Source organism: Stenotrophomonas sepilia (genome assembly GCF_003244875.1).
GTDB classification, from domain to species: domain Bacteria; phylum Pseudomonadota; class Gammaproteobacteria; order Xanthomonadales; family Xanthomonadaceae; genus Stenotrophomonas; species Stenotrophomonas sepilia.
This window is the reverse complement of record NZ_LXXZ01000098.1, coordinates 1-14,617: the sequence shown is the minus strand read 5'-3', so window position 1 is coordinate 14,617 and position 14,617 is coordinate 1. Positions and strand designations below refer to the sequence as shown.

The following is a 14,617-nucleotide window of genomic DNA, read 5'->3' as shown; positions in this document are numbered from 1 at the left end:
AGGCAGCGGCAGGAGCCGCTGCCAACGTCGCGTGCGACGGTCCGAAGGGTGCCGGTCAGGACGGCCGGCATTGCCCGCGCTCGGCTGCTGTTGTACTCCGTCGCGCTGCGCGCAATGAGCCGAGCATCGGCTCGGCTCTACGGGGCACTCCGCGCTGGCAACAGGGCGTGCCGGCTTACGGCTTGATGAAACGCAGGGTCATGCGGTCGCTTTCGCCGATCGCCTGGTACTTCGCATCATCGGCCTTGTCGTGCTGGTTGGTCGGGGGCAGCGTCCACACGCCATTGGGGTGGTCCTTGGTGTCGCGCGGGTTGGCGTTGACCTCGCTGCGCGCGTCCAGCTTGAAACCGGCGGCCTCGGCCATCGCGATCACCTGCTGCTGGCCGACATAGCCGGTGTCATCGTCGTCGGCCACGTCGGTCTTGGCGCGATGCTCGACCACGCCCAGCACGCCACCCGGCTTGAGCACGTTGAAGAAGCCCTGGAACATGCCCTGCGCCTGGCCGGCCTTGCGCCAGTTGTGCACGTTGCGGAAGGTCAGCACCACGTCGGCTGAATTGGCCGGGCCGAACACCGGCTTGGCCGGATCGTAGGCGACCACGGCGGTCTTGCCGAACTGCGCGGGTGCACCGGCGTACTTCTTTTCCAGGCTGTCGCGGCTGCGCTGCTGGTAGTCACGGCCACGGCCTTCGGGCACCGCCATCGGATCGACCACCGCAGCGACGTAGTGGCCCTTGTCATGCAGCAGCGGCGCCAGGATTTCCGAATACCATCCGTTGCCGGGGGTGATCTCGATGACGGTCTTTTCCGGCGCTACCTTGAAGAACGACAGCGTCTGCGCCGGATGGCGGAAGCCATCGCGCTTGACGTTGTTGGCATCGCGGGTGGGCGCCTTCACCGCCGCGTCGATGGCCGGCAAGACCTCGATCTTCGCCGGTGCCACCGTGGCCGGTGCGGCGAACGCGGGAACAGCAGCAAGCAGGGCCGAAGCAAGCAGCAGTCGGCAACCACGCAGGGACGAAGCAGGCATCATCGGGACGACTCCAGCGGAAGATGCGGCGAGACTAGCAGTCGCAGCGTCCCAGGTGTTCACAAAACGTTAGCGGCGTGCGCGTCGCGGAACACTGTTTTGTGGTCGTCGCCGCAGCACGGTCACACATCGCGTTCTATTCTGGAACACTTCCCCCAAGGAGTCCGTGCCCATGACGGCAACCCGCGAACTGGGCCGTTCCGGCCTGCATGTACGTCCGCTCGCCTTCGGTGGCAACGTGTTCGGCTGGAGCGCCGATGAGAAGGCCAGCTTCGCCCTGCTCGATGCCTTCGTCGATGCCGGCTTCAACCTGGTCGACACCGCCGACGTTTACTCGGCCTGGGTGCCGGGCAATTCGGGCGGGGAATCGGAAACGCTGATCGGCAAGTGGTTCGCCCGCAGCGGCAAGCGCGACAAGGTGGTGCTGGCGACCAAGGTGGCCAAGTGGGCCGAACGCCCCGGCCTGACCCCGGACAACATCAATGCGGCGGTCGAGGATTCGCTGCGCCGGCTGCAGACCGACGTGATCGATCTGTACCAGGCCCACGAGGATGACGAGTCGACGCCGCTGGAAGCCACGCTGGCCGCGTTCGGCCGCCTGATCGAGGCCGGCAAGGTGCGTGCGATCGGTGCTTCCAACTACAGCGCCACGCGCCTGGCCGATGCGCTGAAGGTGTCCACCGACTACAAGTTGCCGCGTTACGAAACCCTGCAACCGGAGTACAACCTGTATGACCGCGCCGGCTACGAAAAGGAACTGGAACCGCTGGTGCAGCGCGAGCAGATCGGCGTGATCGGCTACTACGCGCTGGCCAGTGGCTTCCTCAGTGGCAAGTACCGCACGCCGGCCGATGCAGCCAAGAGCCCGGCACGTGGCGAGACGGTGGTGAAGCGCTATCTGAACCCGCGCGGCCTGCGCATCCTGCAGGCGCTGGATGACGTAGCCAGCAAGCACAGCGCCAGCGCTGCGCAGATCGCACTGGCCTGGCAGATCGCGCGGCCGTCGATCACCGCGCCGATCGTCAGCGCTACCAGCGTCGAACAGCTGCACGACCTGCTGGCCGCAGCCAACGTATCGCTGAGCGTGCAGGATGTCGCGCAGCTGGATGCCGCCAGCGCCGAATCATGAGACCCGGTTGTGCCGGCCGCTGGCCGGCATGACACGTACATCGAAGAAAATAATTCAACAAAATGGTTGCACGCGACTAAATCGTGGTTTATCGTGCGCACCTCGTTTCAACACCCACTGGAAACTTCCCTTGAACGCGCATTCCGTCGCCATCGCCAAACTGCTGCCATGCCTGCGCATGGACCGGCCGGCGCGCGCGTTCGGCAAGGAAGACCAGCTGACAACGGCCTGATACCCGCCCTGCGGAGATCGGCCACCCCGATCTCCGAGGCCTGACGACGCCCTCGGAACGCAAGTCCCGGGGGCGTTTTCGTTTGCGTCGGCACAAGGACCCGCGATGCCAGAACTGCACCCCGCGCGGCAACCCGCCGCTCACTGATCCAGGTTTTTCTGCCGCGCCGGAGGATTTTCTCCGCGTGCACGGCAACGCCTGGACATTATCTGCATTGCAGCCAAACATTATCGCTCGCCGATAATGTCGGTGGCCTGCACCCTCGATTCTCCAACGGTCCCGTTTCCACCACGGGCTGGTGCGCGCGGCGTTGCCGTGGCGTATGCCGGAGGTCGCGGACAAGCCATCGCCTGGATCGCCTGCTGGAGGCAGGCGCCGGTTCGCCGGTACGCGGTTCGATTCCGCGCGGTTCACCACTGGATAGCTCAGTCGGGTAGAGCAACGGATCCTGATTCCGTCTGTCGTGGGTTCGACTCCCACTCCAACCACATGACCTGTCACGTCATGAATTGAAGCAACACCCGGGGCGCAAGCCCCAGCGGCCATCGTCGCCGTCCACGGTCACTGCCTTCGGGCGGGGGCGTGGAAGGCAGCGGACCGCACGCCGGGCCTCGGCCCGCCGTCACTGCCAGCCACGTTCCGCCCCGGTGCTGCCTGCCGGGAACGACGATGGCAGCACTGCCGGTGCACCGAAGGCTCCGCGCGCGGACCGTCCGCCGATGGCCGCCCTCTTCCGCTGCCTGCACGTGGTGTGCAGGCGGCCTCGCCACGACCTGATCGACCCGGGTCATGGTGATTCATCCGCAACGGGTCGAACCACCAGAGCCATACAAGGAGAGACTCCCATGTTCTGGACCATCAAGGTCGTGATCGGCGACGGCGAGCGCGGCCTGGTGTATCGCAACCGTCGTTTCCAGCAGATCCTGCTGCCGGGCGTGCACCGCCTGTCGCCGTTCGGCGGCCGCCCGCAGGTGGACATCCACACCGCATCGAAGGGCGCGGCCTACACCGGCAGCGACCAGGACAGCCTGATCGAAGCACTGGGCGCGCAGTTGGAGACGCACTTCGTGCTGGCCAACGTCGGCGCCAGCGAAGTTGGCCTGTTGCTGCGCAATGGCCGCATCGATGAAGTGCTGCCGCCGGGCAGCCGTCGCCTGTACTGGCGCGGTTCGGTCGACACCCAGGTGCGCGTGATGGCGCTGGGTGACGAGCCGCGCATTCCGGCGGACGTGCAGCAGCGCCTGGGCCAGCTGGGCGTGCTGCCGCGTGTGGCGGTGATCAGCAGCGTGCCGAGCGAGTCGGTGGGCCTGCTGTTCATCGATGGCACGCTGCGGCAGACGCTGGACGCCGGCCTGCACGCGTTCTGGAACTTCAACGGCAACGTGTCGGTGGAGCGTGTGGAGCTGCGTGCGCGGTCGCTGGACGTGTCCGGCCAGGAGCTGCTCAGCCGCGACAAGGTGACCCTGCGGGTGAACCTGGCCGCGACCGTGCAGGTGGTCGACCCGGTGCGGGCACACCGCACGCTCAGCAATGCCGATGAGTTTGTCTACCGGCAGCTGCAGTTCGGCCTGCGCCAGGCGATTGCCGCGCGCAGCCTGGACGAGCTGCTGGGCGACAAGGCAGCACTGGACGGTGAGATCGCCGCCCATGTGCAGGCGGCGATCGAGGGCCACGGTGTACGTCTGCTTGGCGTGGGCATCAAGGACGTGATCCTGCCGGGCGAGATGAAGGAGATCCTCAACGGCGTGGTGCTGGCCGAGAAGCAGGCCCAGGCCAGCGTGATCCGCCGCCGCGAGGAGGCCAATGCCACCCGTTCGCAGCTCAACACCGCAAAGCTGATCGAGGACAACCCGGTGCTGATGCGCTTGAAGGAGCTGGAGGCGCTGGAGAAGGTCACCGAGAAGATCGACACGCTCACCGTGTTCGGCGGCCTGGACGGCGTGCTGAAGCAGCTGGTGACGATCAGGTAGGGGGTCGCGGTGGCGCAGGGACGCGCCGCCGGCCCATCAAGGACATACACGAAGACATGGACACTCAACACAATTATCAATGGCTGCATGCCGAGGGCAGCACGCCGATCAAGGGCTGGGTCAACGGCGTGCCACTGGAGGCGCAGGCGCATGAGCAGCTGCGCAACATCGCCGCGATCCCGTTCGTCGGGCCGTGGGTGGCGGTGATGCCGGACGTGCACCTGGGCAAGGGCGCGACCGTCGGCTCGGTGATCCCGACCCGCGGTGCAATCATCCCGGCGGCGGTCGGCGTCGACATCGGCTGCGGCATGGCGGCCGTGCGCACCACGCTGCGCGCCAACGACCTGCCCGATGACCTGCGGCAGCTGCGCAACAGCATCGAGCGCAGCATCCCGGTCGGCAACGGGCGCGGCGGCGAGCATCAGCGCATGCCCGACAGCATCCATACCCGGCTGGTGCAGTCCGGGCTGGCCGCCGGCCTGGAGAAGATCAAGGACAGGCACCGCAGGATCCGTACCGACAAGCTCGACCGCCAGCTCGGGACGCTGGGTGGTGGCAACCACTTCATCGAACTGTGCCTGGACGAGACCGACACGGTGTGGGTGATGCTGCACAGCGGGTCGCGCGGCACCGGCAACCTGATCGGTACCTACTTCATCGAGAAGGCGCGCGAGGAACTGGCCCGGCGCGTGCTCGGCTTCCACCTGCCGGACAAGGACCTGGCGTTCTTCATGGAAGGCGAGCCGCTGTTCGATGACTACGTCGAAGCCGTGTCGTGGGCGCAGGACTACGCCCGGCAGAACCGCGAGGCGATGATGTCGCGCGTGCTGGCCGAGATGCGCCACCGGCTGCCGAAGTTCCAGCTGGCGGCGATGGCAGTGAACTGCCACCACAACTACGTGCAGAAGGAAACGCACCACGGGCAGGAGCTGCTGGTGACGCGCAAGGGGGCCGTCAGTGCCCGCGAGGGTGAGCTGGGTATCATTCCCGGCAGCATGGGCACGCGCAGCTACATCGTGCGTGGCAAGGGCAACGCGGACAGCTTCCACAGCTGCAGTCACGGTGCCGGCCGGGTGATGAGCCGTGGCGCCGCGCGCCAGCAGATCACGCTGGCCCAGCACCGCGAGGCCACCGCGCATGTGGAATGCCGCAAGGACAGCGGCGTGCTGGACGAGTCACCGGCCGCGTACAAGTCGATCGACGATGTGATGGCCGCGCAGCTGGACCTGGTCGACGTGGTGCACACCCTGCGCCAGGTGTTGTGCGTGAAGGGGTAAATGGGGCGGTGCCGGCCAAGGCCGGCACCCACCGCACCCAATTGCAGTAGATCCACGCCATGCGTGGATGGAACGGCGCCGACCAGGGTCGGCCTCTACCTGTGCAACGTTCAGCGCACGACGCTGTCTTCGGCCACCAGCGCGTGGTGCACGCCGATGCCCGCGCGCACGCCTTCGGCCATGGCCAGGGTGATGTTGCCGACCGTCGTCGCATCGCCTGCGGCATACACGTTCGGCACCGAGGTCTGCTTCATCATGTCGACCTCGATCAGCTCGCCCAGCGGGCTCTCGGCCAATGTGCAGCCCAGCTGCTGCACCAGCGGTGTGGCCATCACCTGGGTGGCCGGCACGAACAGCGCCCGCTGGGCGATGCGGCGGCCGTCGGCCAGCTCCACCTCCAGCCAGGTCGGCTGGTCGCCCTGCACGCGCAGCACCGGTGACGTCTCGATCTGCACGCCGCGCTGCTGCATGGCAGCCCGTTCCTCATCGGTGATCGGCAGGCCCTGGCTGAAGAAGGTGACATTGCCCCAGTCGGCAAACAGCGGCGCCTTGCTGGCGGACATCGGATGGCCACCAAGCAGGCCGATGGCGCCGCCACCCACTTCGTAACCGTGGCAGTAGGGGCAGTGCAGCACGGTGCTGCCCCAGCGCTCGGCCAGACCCGGCAGCGCCGGCAGCTGGTCGGCGATGCCGCTGGCCAGCAGCAGCTTGCGCGCGGCCAGCACCTGGCCATCGGCGGTACGTACTTCCACGGCCTCTGCGCTGGCGTTGGCCTGCACGGCCTCGGCATGCACCCAGCGCACGCTGGGGTAGTCCAGCAGCTGCTGGCGCGCGGCCTTCAGCAGCTCGGCACCGCTGATGCCATCCAGCCCCATCACCCCGTGCGAATGGCTGGCGAAACGATTGCGCGGCAAACCGGCGTCGATGACGGTGACCGGGCGGCGGGCACGGGCCAGGATCAGGCCCGCAGCAATGCCGGCATAGCTGCCGCCGACGATGAGCACATCAGGATTCATGGTGACCTTCCAGGGAACGGTGATGGGCGAGATGGCGGGCGAAGTCGGCGCCGAGCTTGTCCAGCGTGGTCGCCCGCAGGCGCTGTTCGAGCAGGCGCTGTGCTTCGCGTGCACCCTCCAGCAAAGCGCTGTTGACCAGCTGCTGGATCGGGCAGCCACCGCCGGAATCACGGGTACCGACCTGCACCAGCGACGGTGCGCCCACCGCCAGGTAGACGTCATGCAGGGTGATGGCTGCGGCATCGCGGGCCAACTGGCTGCCACCGCCATGACCACGGGCGCTGTGAACCAGGCCCGCCCTGTGCAGCTGCGCCAGCAGGCGGCGGATCACCACCGGATGGGTCGGCAGGCAGGACGCCAGCTGCTCGGAGGTGCGCGGGCCGTCCTGGCCGACCAGGTGCGCCATCACGTGCAGGGCGTCAGAGAGCAGGTTCGCGGATTTCATGTAACTACATTAGTTACATTTATATCCCCTGTCCAGGGTCCGTATTCGTTCCATATGGACACATTTGTCCTATGAAACACTTTCTTCACATCACTAAACGAAACGCTAATGTGATGTTCGTCGCACTTCAGCGGGAGCTTGGCGGGTCGATACCGCATTGCCCCTTCCCGAGAGTGCTTCCCGATGAATGCGTCTGTCCGTGCTCCGCGCCTGCAGTCCAAGCTGCTCGGCGCGGTTTCTGTTGGCTTGGCCGTGGTCCTGCTGTGCGCGCTGGCTGGCCTGGCCTCCGCCTGGTTCAAGTTGTCCACCGAGGTTCCACCCGAAGTCGCGCACAGCCGCGACGCCGAACGCCTGCAGCGTGAGTTCCGCGGCCAGGTGCAGGAATGGAAGAACGTGCTGCTGCGTGGTCACGACGACGCGTTGCGTCAGCGCCATCTGGACGCCTTCGACAACGAAGGCCGCCTGGTCGAACGGCTGGCCAAGGGCCTGGTGACCAGCCCGGACGCGCGCACGCGTGAACTGGCGCAGGCGTTCATCGGCCTGCACGCGCAGCTGCAGCAGGACTATCACGCGGCGCTGCAGGCATTTGCCGCGGCCGGCTACGATCCCGCCGTCGGCGACACCCTCGTGCGCGGCAAGGATCGCGCGGTGGCGACCGCACTGGATGCATTGAGCAGGCATGCCACGCAGGTGGCCGAAGCGGCGCTGGCGGCACGTTCGCAGCAGGCGCGGCAGACCCTGCTGCTGTGCGCGTCACTGACGGTGCTGGCCGCCGTGCTGTTGCTGATCGGCCTGTCCTGGTGGCTGCGGCGCGCCGTGGTGCAGCCGGTACTGGCGGTGGAAGCCGCTGCACGCGCAGTGGCTGCCGGCGACCTGCAGCACGTGGTACAGGTGCGCAGCCGCGACGAGATCGGACGCCTCGCCCAGGCGATGCAGGCGTTGCAGTCCACGCTGCGCGGCGTGCTGGATGCGCAGGCCGCGATGGCCCAGGCGCACGAGGCCGGCACCATCAGCCATCGCATGGACGCCGCTGCCTTCCCGGGCGCGTTCGGCACCATGGTGGCCGACTGCAACACGCTGGTCGACGCGCACATCCGGGTGAAGATGCGCGCGATCTCGATCATGGGCCGCTACGCCGTCGGCGACCTCAGCCAGGACATGGAACGCCTGCCCGGCGAGAAGGCAGTGATCACCGAAGCGCTGGATGCGGTCAAGCACAACCTCGGGGCGATCAACGGCGAAATCCGCCGCCTGGCCGAAGCGGCGGCCGCCGGTGACTTCAGCCAGCGCGGCGACAGCGCGCGCTTCGAGCATGACTTCCGCGCGATGGTCGATGGCCTGAACCGCCTGATGCAGACCACAGAACTGAACCTCGGCGAAGTCTCGACGATGCTGCGCGCGATCGCCGATGGCCGCCTCGGTGCACGCATGCACGGTGATTTCCAGGGTGTGTTCGCGCGTATCGCCGGCGATGCCAATACCACCGCCACGCAGCTGGCGACCATCGTCACCGACATCAAGCACGCCTCCGGCAACATCCACACCGCCGCCGCGGAGATCGCCGCCGGCAACAATGACCTGTCGCGCCGTACCGAGCAGCAGGCCGCCAATCTGGAAGAGACCGCGGCATCCATGGAAGAGCTGACCTCCACCGTGCGCCAGAACGCCGAACACGCGCGCCAGGCCAACCAGCTGGCGATCGGTGCACAGGGTGTCGCCTCACACGGTGGCAGCGTGGTCGGGCAGGTGGTGGCGACCATGGGTGCGATCGAAACGTCGTCGCGGCAGATCGCCGAGATCATCAGCGTGATCGATGGCATCGCGTTCCAGACCAACATCCTGGCGCTGAACGCTGCGGTGGAAGCGGCACGCGCCGGTGAGCAGGGCCGCGGATTCGCGGTTGTCGCCAGCGAAGTGCGCACCCTGGCGCAGCGCTCTGCGGCGGCGGCAAAGGAGATCAAATCGCTGATCGAGGCGTCGGTGGAACAGGTCGGTGAGGGTGCGCAGCGCGTGCGCGAGGCCGGTGACACCATGGCCGAGATCGTCGCCTCGGTGCAGCGCGTGACCGACATCATGGCCGAGATCTCCGCGGCGTCGCAGGAGCAGAGCGCAGGCATCGAACAGGTCAGCCAGACGGTGATCCAGATGGACGGCACCACCCAGCAGAACGCCGCGCTGGTGGAGGAAGCCAGCGCCGCGGCGCGCAGCCTGGAACAGCAGGCGAACCGGTTGATCGATGCGGTCGATGTGTTCGACCTGTCGGCCACGGCGACAGCGAAGGACGCGTTGGCGCGCGCGGCCTGAGGGATCCGGTTGCCGGCCAGCGGCCGGCACCACCGTGGAGCGCGGACTGGGGTAGTGCCGGCCGCTGGCCGGCAGCGTCCAACGCTACATGGGTGGCGGCATGAACAGTGCGGACCAACGTTCCGCACTCATTACGGCCTGTGGTCGTACACGGCAGTGCAATGCACCGTTGCCGGCATGCACACGGCCGCTGGCCTACCCTTTCGTGGATAGTCCCGTCTCCCTCCCCCACTGCTGGAGCCCCTCATGACAGTCCCCGCCTTCGGTCTTGGCACTTTCCGCCTCAAAGACCAGACCGTGATCGATTCCGTGCGCAACGCGCTGGAGGTCGGCTACCGCGCCATCGATACCGCGCAGATCTACGGCAACGAAGCCGAAGTCGGCCAGGCCATCGCCGATTCCGGCGTGCCGCGCGATGAGATCTACCTGACCACCAAGATCTGGATCACCGAGTTCAAGCGCGAAGCGCTGCTGGCCAGCCTGCGTACCAGTCTGGAAAAGCTGCGTACCGATCATGTGGACCTGACGCTGATCCACTGGCCGTCGCCGAACGGCAAGGTCGACGTGCCGATGGAGGAGTACCTGACCGCACTGGCCGAGGCCAAGGCACAGGGCCTGACGAAGGAGATCGGCATCTCCAACTTCACCATCGCGCAGACCCGCAAGGCGATCGGCATCCTGGGTGCCGGCGCCATCGCCACCAACCAGATCGAGATCCACCCGTACCTGCAGAACCGCCTGCTGGTGAAATTCCTGCAGGACAACGGCATCCACATCACCGCCTACATGAGCCTGGCCTATGGTGAGGTAATCAAGGACCCGGTGATCCAGGCCATTGCCGGCCGCCACCAGGCCACGCCGGCGCAGGTCGCGCTGGCCTGGGCGCTGCAGCAGGGCTTCTCGGTCATTCCGTCCTCGACCAGGCGCGAGAACCTGGCCAGCAACCTGGAGGCAGCAGCGATCCGCCTGACCGACGAAGACATGGGACAGATCGCCAAGCTCGACCGCGGCCATCGCCTTGCCAACCCCGAAGGCATCGCCCCAGCCTGGGATTGATTCCAACGACGGCGCGCAACTGCTCTGGTAGACGCCGACCCTGGTCGGCGCAGACGTCTGACCGATCGATGAAACGCCGTGCCGACCAAGGTCGGCACCTACCAGAACGCGGGGATCATCCCCTGCCCTGCAACAACCACCGACGCATTGCCGCACTGACCTCGTCCGGTTTCTCCATCGGCGCCAGGTGCCCGCAATCGGGCACCACCACCAGCTGCGAGTGCGGCACCATCGCGTGCATTTCCTCGCTCACCGCGAGTGGCGTAATGCGGTCGTTGGCGCCACATACGATCAGCAGCGGATCGCGATAACCGGCCAGCACATCATGGCCATCGCGGCGTTCCAGTGCGCTCTGGCGCAGGAACACTTCCGCGCCCAGGCGAGCGGTCATGTCGCGCACGCGCTGCACCAGCACGTAGTCGTCCAGCCGCGAGGCGTCGATGTAGCTGCGCATCAGCACATCGCCGAAGCCGTGGAACTTCCCCGGCAGACGCACGCTGGCGCGCTGGCTGCGCCGCTGCTCGGCGCGCTCCGGCGAGTCGGCGTGGATCGAGGTGTCAATCAGCGCCAGCTGCAGCACCCGTTCCGGCGCGATGCGCAGGATCTGCTGGGCCACGAAGCCGCCCAGCGAGAACCCGGCCAGCGCAAAGCGCTCCGGTGCCTGCGCCAGCACGTCTTCGGCCACCGCCTGCAGGGTCTCGCCACGGGTCTGGTCGCCCACGGTGCAGTCGGCGATATCGGCCAGGTCGGCCAGCTGCGCGCGCCACAGCTCGGCATCGTTGAGCAGGCCGGGCAGCAGCAACAGGGGGATACGGTCGGTCATGGGGATATTGTCGCGCCAGCACGGTGACGGAACCATGCCGCAACGGGCGATTGCGTTGTAGAGTCGCGCCATGCTCGACTGCAGCACAGCCCGTCGAGCATGGCTCGACTCTACAGAAGGCAGCGACACGGACGCGACCATGGCAGACCCCTACAACAGCGGCACCCCTTCCCCGCCGGCACTGCGCTTCGACGATGCGCTGGTCACCACCGCCTTCGAGCTGCCCGGCCATCGCGTCGTGCGCAACCTCGGCGTGGTGCGCGGCATCACCGTGCGCTCGCGTTCGATCGTCGGCAACTTCCTGGGCGGCATCCAGACGCTCTTCGGTGGCAACATCACCATCTACACCGAGCTGTGCGAACAGGCTCGCGAGGAAACCTACCGCGACATGGTCAAGCACGCGCGGCAGCTGGGTGCCAACGCGATCATCGGCATGCGCTACGACGCCACCGATGTGATGACCGGGCTGACCGAAGTGCTGTGCTATGGCACGGCGGTGGTGGTAGAGCCGGTGCGGTGATGCAGCCGCCAAGCGTACGCAAAAGCAGCCGAGCGTAGGCTCGGCTCTACTGGAATTACGCCACCGGCGGCACGTCGGGCACCTCGACCTGCTGCACCGGCAAGGTCACCATCATCACCGTCGGGTCGTCCGGGTCCAGCCTGGTCTTGAATCCCAGGCTCTGGCACATCGCCAGCATGGTGCTGTTTTCGCGCAGCACCTGGCCTTCGACCACGTCCAGGCCCAGCCACTTCGCGTACTCGATCATGATCGCCATCAGCCGCCAGCCGATGCCGTGGCCCTTCAGGTCCGAGCGGATCAGGATGCCGTACTCGCCACGGTGGTAATCGGCATCGGCGTGCAGGCGCACTGCGCCCAGCATCTCGCCGCTGCGCGGTTCGATCGCTACCAGCGCGATCGAGCGCGCGTAGTCGAGCTGGGTCAGGCGCGCGATGAATTCGTGGCTGAAGTGCTTCACCGACTGGAAGAAGCGCAGGCGCAGGTCCTCGTCGCTGACACGGGCGAAGAACGCACGGAACAGCGCGTCATCCTCCGGCCGCACCGGGCGCACGAAGGCCCGGCCGCCATCGGACAGTTCGATGGTGCGCTCCCACTCCTTCGGATACGGAAACACCGAAAAGCGCGGATGGCCACGGCCCTTGTGCAGGATGCGCGACGGTGCCACTGCCACGCGCGCGTCGAGGGCGAGGATGCCCTTGCTGTCGACCAGCAGCGGGTTGATGTCCAGCGTGCGCACTTCGGGAATATCGGCGGCCAGCTGTGCCAGCTTGACCAGCGCCAGCGCCAGTGCGCGCTCGTCGGCGGCGGGCACATCGCCGTAGGCCTTGAGGATGCGCGAAGCGCGGGTCTGGCCGATCAGCTCGTGGGCCAGGCGCAGGTCCAGCGGCGGCAGGGCCAGCGCCTTGTCGTTGATCACTTCGACGGCGGTGCCGCCACGGCCGACCACGATCACCGGGCCGAACGTCGCGTCATCGGCGATGCCGACAATCAGTTCGCGCGCCTTCGGGCGGACGATGGTCGGCTGCACCAGCAGGCCATCGATGCGCGCATCCGGCCGCAGCTGGCGCGCACGCGACAGGATCGCGTTGGCCGCGCTCTGCACCGCCGGCAGCGTGGACAGGTTCAGGCGCACGCCGTCCACTTCCGACTTGTGCGGGATGTCCGGTGACAGGATCTTCAACGCGACCGTGGCACCGCGTTCCAGCAGCGGCTGCGCCAGGTCCATCGCCTCGTGCGCATCACGCGCGTGCATCACCGGCGCGGACGGGATGCCGTAGGCCTTGAGCAGCTCATGCGTGGCCAGCGGGTCCAACCACTGCTGACCATTGGCCAGCGCAGCATCAACCAACGCTCGCGCGGCCGCCGCATCGACATTGAAGTCCTGCGGCAGGCTGGGTGGCGTTTCCATCAGGGCGTTCTGCGCTTCGCGGTAACGCACCAGATGCTGGAAGCCGCGTACGGCCTCCGCCTCGGTCGGATAGGTCGGCACCCGCGCCGCGTTGAGCGTGGCGGTGGCCTGGTCATCGTTGCCCAGCCAGACCGCGAACACTGGCTTGTCGCGATGATGGCGCGGGCGCAGGCCGAGCGTGCGGGTCAGTGCCTGCGCAGCGTCTGCGGACGAGGTGAACGCGGTTGGCACGTTGACCACCATCACCGCGTCGTTCTCGTTGTCGGCCAGCAGCGCTTCGATGGCCGCGGCATAGCGCTCGCCATCGGCATCGACCACGATGTCGACCGGATTGCTGCGCGACCAGCCCTGCGGCAATACCGAATCGAGCTTCTGCACCGTGCTGTCGGACAGGGTGGCCAGCGTGCCACGCAGCGCGATCAGCTGGTCCACGGCCAGGCGGCCGACACCGCCGCCATTGCTGAGAATGGCCAGGCGACGACCGGGGAAGGTACCCAGCCGCCCCAGCGATTCGGCGGCGGTGAACAGCTCGTCCAGCGCGCCGACGCGCAGCAGGCCGGCGCGGTTGAAGGCCGCGCCGTACACATCATCGGCACGCGCCAGGGCCTGCACATGGGTGTCGCGGCTGCCCGGCTGCACGCGCTCGGCGCGGCCGGACTTCACCACCACCACCGGCTTGGCGCGGGCGGCGGCACGCGCGGCCGACATGAATTTGCGCGCGTCCTTGATCTGCTCGACATAGAGCAGGATGGCGCGGGTGCGGTAGTCGGTGGCGAAGTAATCGAGCAGGTCGCCGAAGTCGACGTCCATCGTGTCGCCCAGCGAGACCACGGCGGAGAACCCGACCGAGCGCGCCACGCCCCACTCCACCAGCGCGGCGGCGATCGCCGAGGATTCGGAAATCAGCGCGAGGTCGCCTGCCTGCGGGAAATGTGCGGCGATACTGGCATTCAGTCGCGCGTGCGGCGCGATCACGCCCAGGCAGTGCGGCCCGAGGATGCGCAGGCCATGCTTGCGCGCCACCGCCTCTACCTGTGCGGACAACGAACCCGGGCCTTCGCCCAGGTGCGCGGTGAGGATGATCGCCGCCTGCACGCCGCGCTCGGCGGCGGTACGCACCACCTGCGGCACGATCGCCGCCGGTGCGGTGATGACGACCAGGTCCGGTACCCAGTCCAGATCCTTCAAGCGCTTGACCGTGCGGATGCCATCGATTTCGGCATGCCGCGGGTTGATCCACGCCACCTTGCCGGGGAAACCGGTGCCGCGCAGGTTACGCATCACCGCGCGGCCGGCCGAACGCTCACGCGGACTGCCGCCGATCACCGCGACCGACTGCGGACGGAACACAGACTGCAGGTGGTAGGTACTCATGCGCCTACGGTACCCAAAAAAGGGGACGGAGGG

The 14,617-nt window shown here is 67.3% G+C and carries 11 protein-coding genes and 1 tRNA gene; 7 read left to right on the top strand and 5 right to left on the bottom strand.

Annotated features, from left to right (window positions below; all coding sequences use genetic code 11):
- Window positions 1-175 precede the first annotated feature (175 nt).
- On the bottom strand, window positions 176-1,033 hold the full coding sequence (locus A7X97_RS19635; RefSeq protein ID WP_061478983.1) for a class I SAM-dependent methyltransferase: 858 nt from the start codon (window positions 1,031-1,033) through the stop codon (window positions 176-178).
- Window positions 1,034-1,202: 169 nt separating this feature from the next.
- On the opposite strand from A7X97_RS19635, the gene A7X97_RS19630 reads away from it, so the two are divergent.
- From A7X97_RS19630 to A7X97_RS19615, 4 genes are all read left to right on the top strand, one after another.
- The gene (locus tag A7X97_RS19630; RefSeq protein WP_053496774.1) at window positions 1,203-2,159 is read left to right on the top strand and encodes an aldo/keto reductase; all 957 of its coding nucleotides are present in this window, start codon (window positions 1,203-1,205) and stop codon (window positions 2,157-2,159) included.
- A 649-nt stretch (window positions 2,160-2,808) separates the two neighbouring features.
- Window positions 2,809-2,879: transfer RNA gene (locus A7X97_RS19625), tRNA-Gln, on the top strand.
- A 357-nt stretch (window positions 2,880-3,236) separates the two neighbouring features.
- Complete coding sequence (locus A7X97_RS19620; RefSeq protein ID WP_088497010.1) at window positions 3,237-4,361, top strand: slipin family protein; 1,125 nt, start codon at window positions 3,237-3,239, stop codon at window positions 4,359-4,361.
- Between the two features lie 56 nt (window positions 4,362-4,417).
- Window positions 4,418-5,638 carry an RtcB family protein gene (locus tag A7X97_RS19615; protein WP_005420260.1) on the top strand — a complete coding sequence of 407 codons (1,221 nt, stop codon included), beginning with the start codon at window positions 4,418-4,420 and terminating at the stop codon, window positions 5,636-5,638.
- A 110-nt stretch (window positions 5,639-5,748) separates the two neighbouring features.
- Here A7X97_RS19615 and A7X97_RS19610 read toward each other — a convergent pair whose 3' ends face one another.
- Window positions 5,749-6,654 carry an NAD(P)/FAD-dependent oxidoreductase gene (locus tag A7X97_RS19610; RefSeq protein WP_088497009.1) on the bottom strand — a complete coding sequence of 302 codons (906 nt, stop codon included), beginning with the start codon at window positions 6,652-6,654 and terminating at the stop codon, window positions 5,749-5,751.
- Window positions 6,644-7,099 carry an Rrf2 family transcriptional regulator gene (locus tag A7X97_RS19605; protein WP_072168047.1) on the bottom strand — a complete coding sequence of 152 codons (456 nt, stop codon included), beginning with the start codon at window positions 7,097-7,099 and terminating at the stop codon, window positions 6,644-6,646. The genes A7X97_RS19610 and A7X97_RS19605 overlap by 11 nt, the downstream gene beginning before the upstream one ends.
- 183 nt (window positions 7,100-7,282) lie before the next feature.
- Here A7X97_RS19605 and A7X97_RS19600 point away from each other — a divergent pair, with 183 nt between their 5' ends.
- Both A7X97_RS19600 and dkgB read left to right on the top strand, forming a co-directional pair.
- Complete coding sequence (locus A7X97_RS19600; RefSeq protein WP_088497007.1) at window positions 7,283-9,403, top strand: methyl-accepting chemotaxis protein; 2,121 nt, start codon at window positions 7,283-7,285, stop codon at window positions 9,401-9,403.
- 246 nt (window positions 9,404-9,649) lie between these two features.
- Complete coding sequence (dkgB, locus tag A7X97_RS19595; protein ID WP_088497006.1) at window positions 9,650-10,459, top strand: 2,5-didehydrogluconate reductase DkgB; 810 nt, start codon at window positions 9,650-9,652, stop codon at window positions 10,457-10,459.
- A gap of 115 nt (window positions 10,460-10,574) precedes the next feature.
- Here the strand turns inward: dkgB and A7X97_RS19590 are convergent, their stop codons facing one another.
- Window positions 10,575-11,282 (bottom strand): alpha/beta fold hydrolase, encoded by a 708-nt coding sequence (locus tag A7X97_RS19590; RefSeq protein ID WP_072168050.1) that lies wholly within the window; start codon window positions 11,280-11,282, stop codon window positions 10,575-10,577.
- A 139-nt stretch (window positions 11,283-11,421) separates the two neighbouring features.
- Here A7X97_RS19590 and A7X97_RS19585 point away from each other — a divergent pair, with 139 nt between their 5' ends.
- Complete coding sequence (locus tag A7X97_RS19585) at window positions 11,422-11,802, top strand: YbjQ family protein (protein WP_065185897.1); 381 nt, start codon at window positions 11,422-11,424, stop codon at window positions 11,800-11,802.
- A 55-nt stretch (window positions 11,803-11,857) separates the two neighbouring features.
- Here A7X97_RS19585 and A7X97_RS19580 read toward each other — a convergent pair whose 3' ends face one another.
- A complete protein-coding gene (locus tag A7X97_RS19580; RefSeq protein ID WP_088497005.1) occupies window positions 11,858-14,584 on the bottom strand; it encodes a bifunctional acetate--CoA ligase family protein/GNAT family N-acetyltransferase in 2,727 nt (908 codons plus the stop codon).
- Window positions 14,585-14,617: the final 33 nt, after the last annotated feature.

Excerpts from the sequence above, each read along its gene's own strand:
- A7X97_RS19630 (WP_053496774.1), top strand. The coding sequence starts at position 1,203 with ATGACGGCAACCCGCGAACTGGGCCGTTCCGGCCTGCATGTACGTCCG.
- A7X97_RS19580 (WP_088497005.1), bottom strand. The coding sequence starts at position 14,584 with ATGAGTACCTACCACCTGCAGTCTGTGTTCCGTCCGCAGTCGGTCGCG.
- A7X97_RS19615 (WP_005420260.1), top strand. The coding sequence starts at position 4,418 with ATGGACACTCAACACAATTATCAATGGCTGCATGCCGAGGGCAGCACG.
- A7X97_RS19590 (WP_072168050.1), bottom strand. The coding sequence starts at position 11,282 with ATGACCGACCGTATCCCCCTGTTGCTGCTGCCCGGCCTGCTCAACGAT.
- A7X97_RS19585 (WP_065185897.1), top strand. The coding sequence starts at position 11,422 with ATGGCAGACCCCTACAACAGCGGCACCCCTTCCCCGCCGGCACTGCGC.
- dkgB (WP_088497006.1), top strand. The coding sequence starts at position 9,650 with ATGACAGTCCCCGCCTTCGGTCTTGGCACTTTCCGCCTCAAAGACCAG.
- A7X97_RS19605 (WP_072168047.1), bottom strand. The coding sequence starts at position 7,099 with ATGAAATCCGCGAACCTGCTCTCTGACGCCCTGCACGTGATGGCGCAC.
- A7X97_RS19600 (WP_088497007.1), top strand. The coding sequence starts at position 7,283 with ATGAATGCGTCTGTCCGTGCTCCGCGCCTGCAGTCCAAGCTGCTCGGC.
- A7X97_RS19620 (WP_088497010.1), top strand. The coding sequence starts at position 3,237 with ATGTTCTGGACCATCAAGGTCGTGATCGGCGACGGCGAGCGCGGCCTG.
- A7X97_RS19635 (WP_061478983.1), bottom strand. The coding sequence starts at position 1,033 with ATGATGCCTGCTTCGTCCCTGCGTGGTTGCCGACTGCTGCTTGCTTCG.
- A7X97_RS19610 (WP_088497009.1), bottom strand. The coding sequence starts at position 6,654 with ATGAATCCTGATGTGCTCATCGTCGGCGGCAGCTATGCCGGCATTGCT.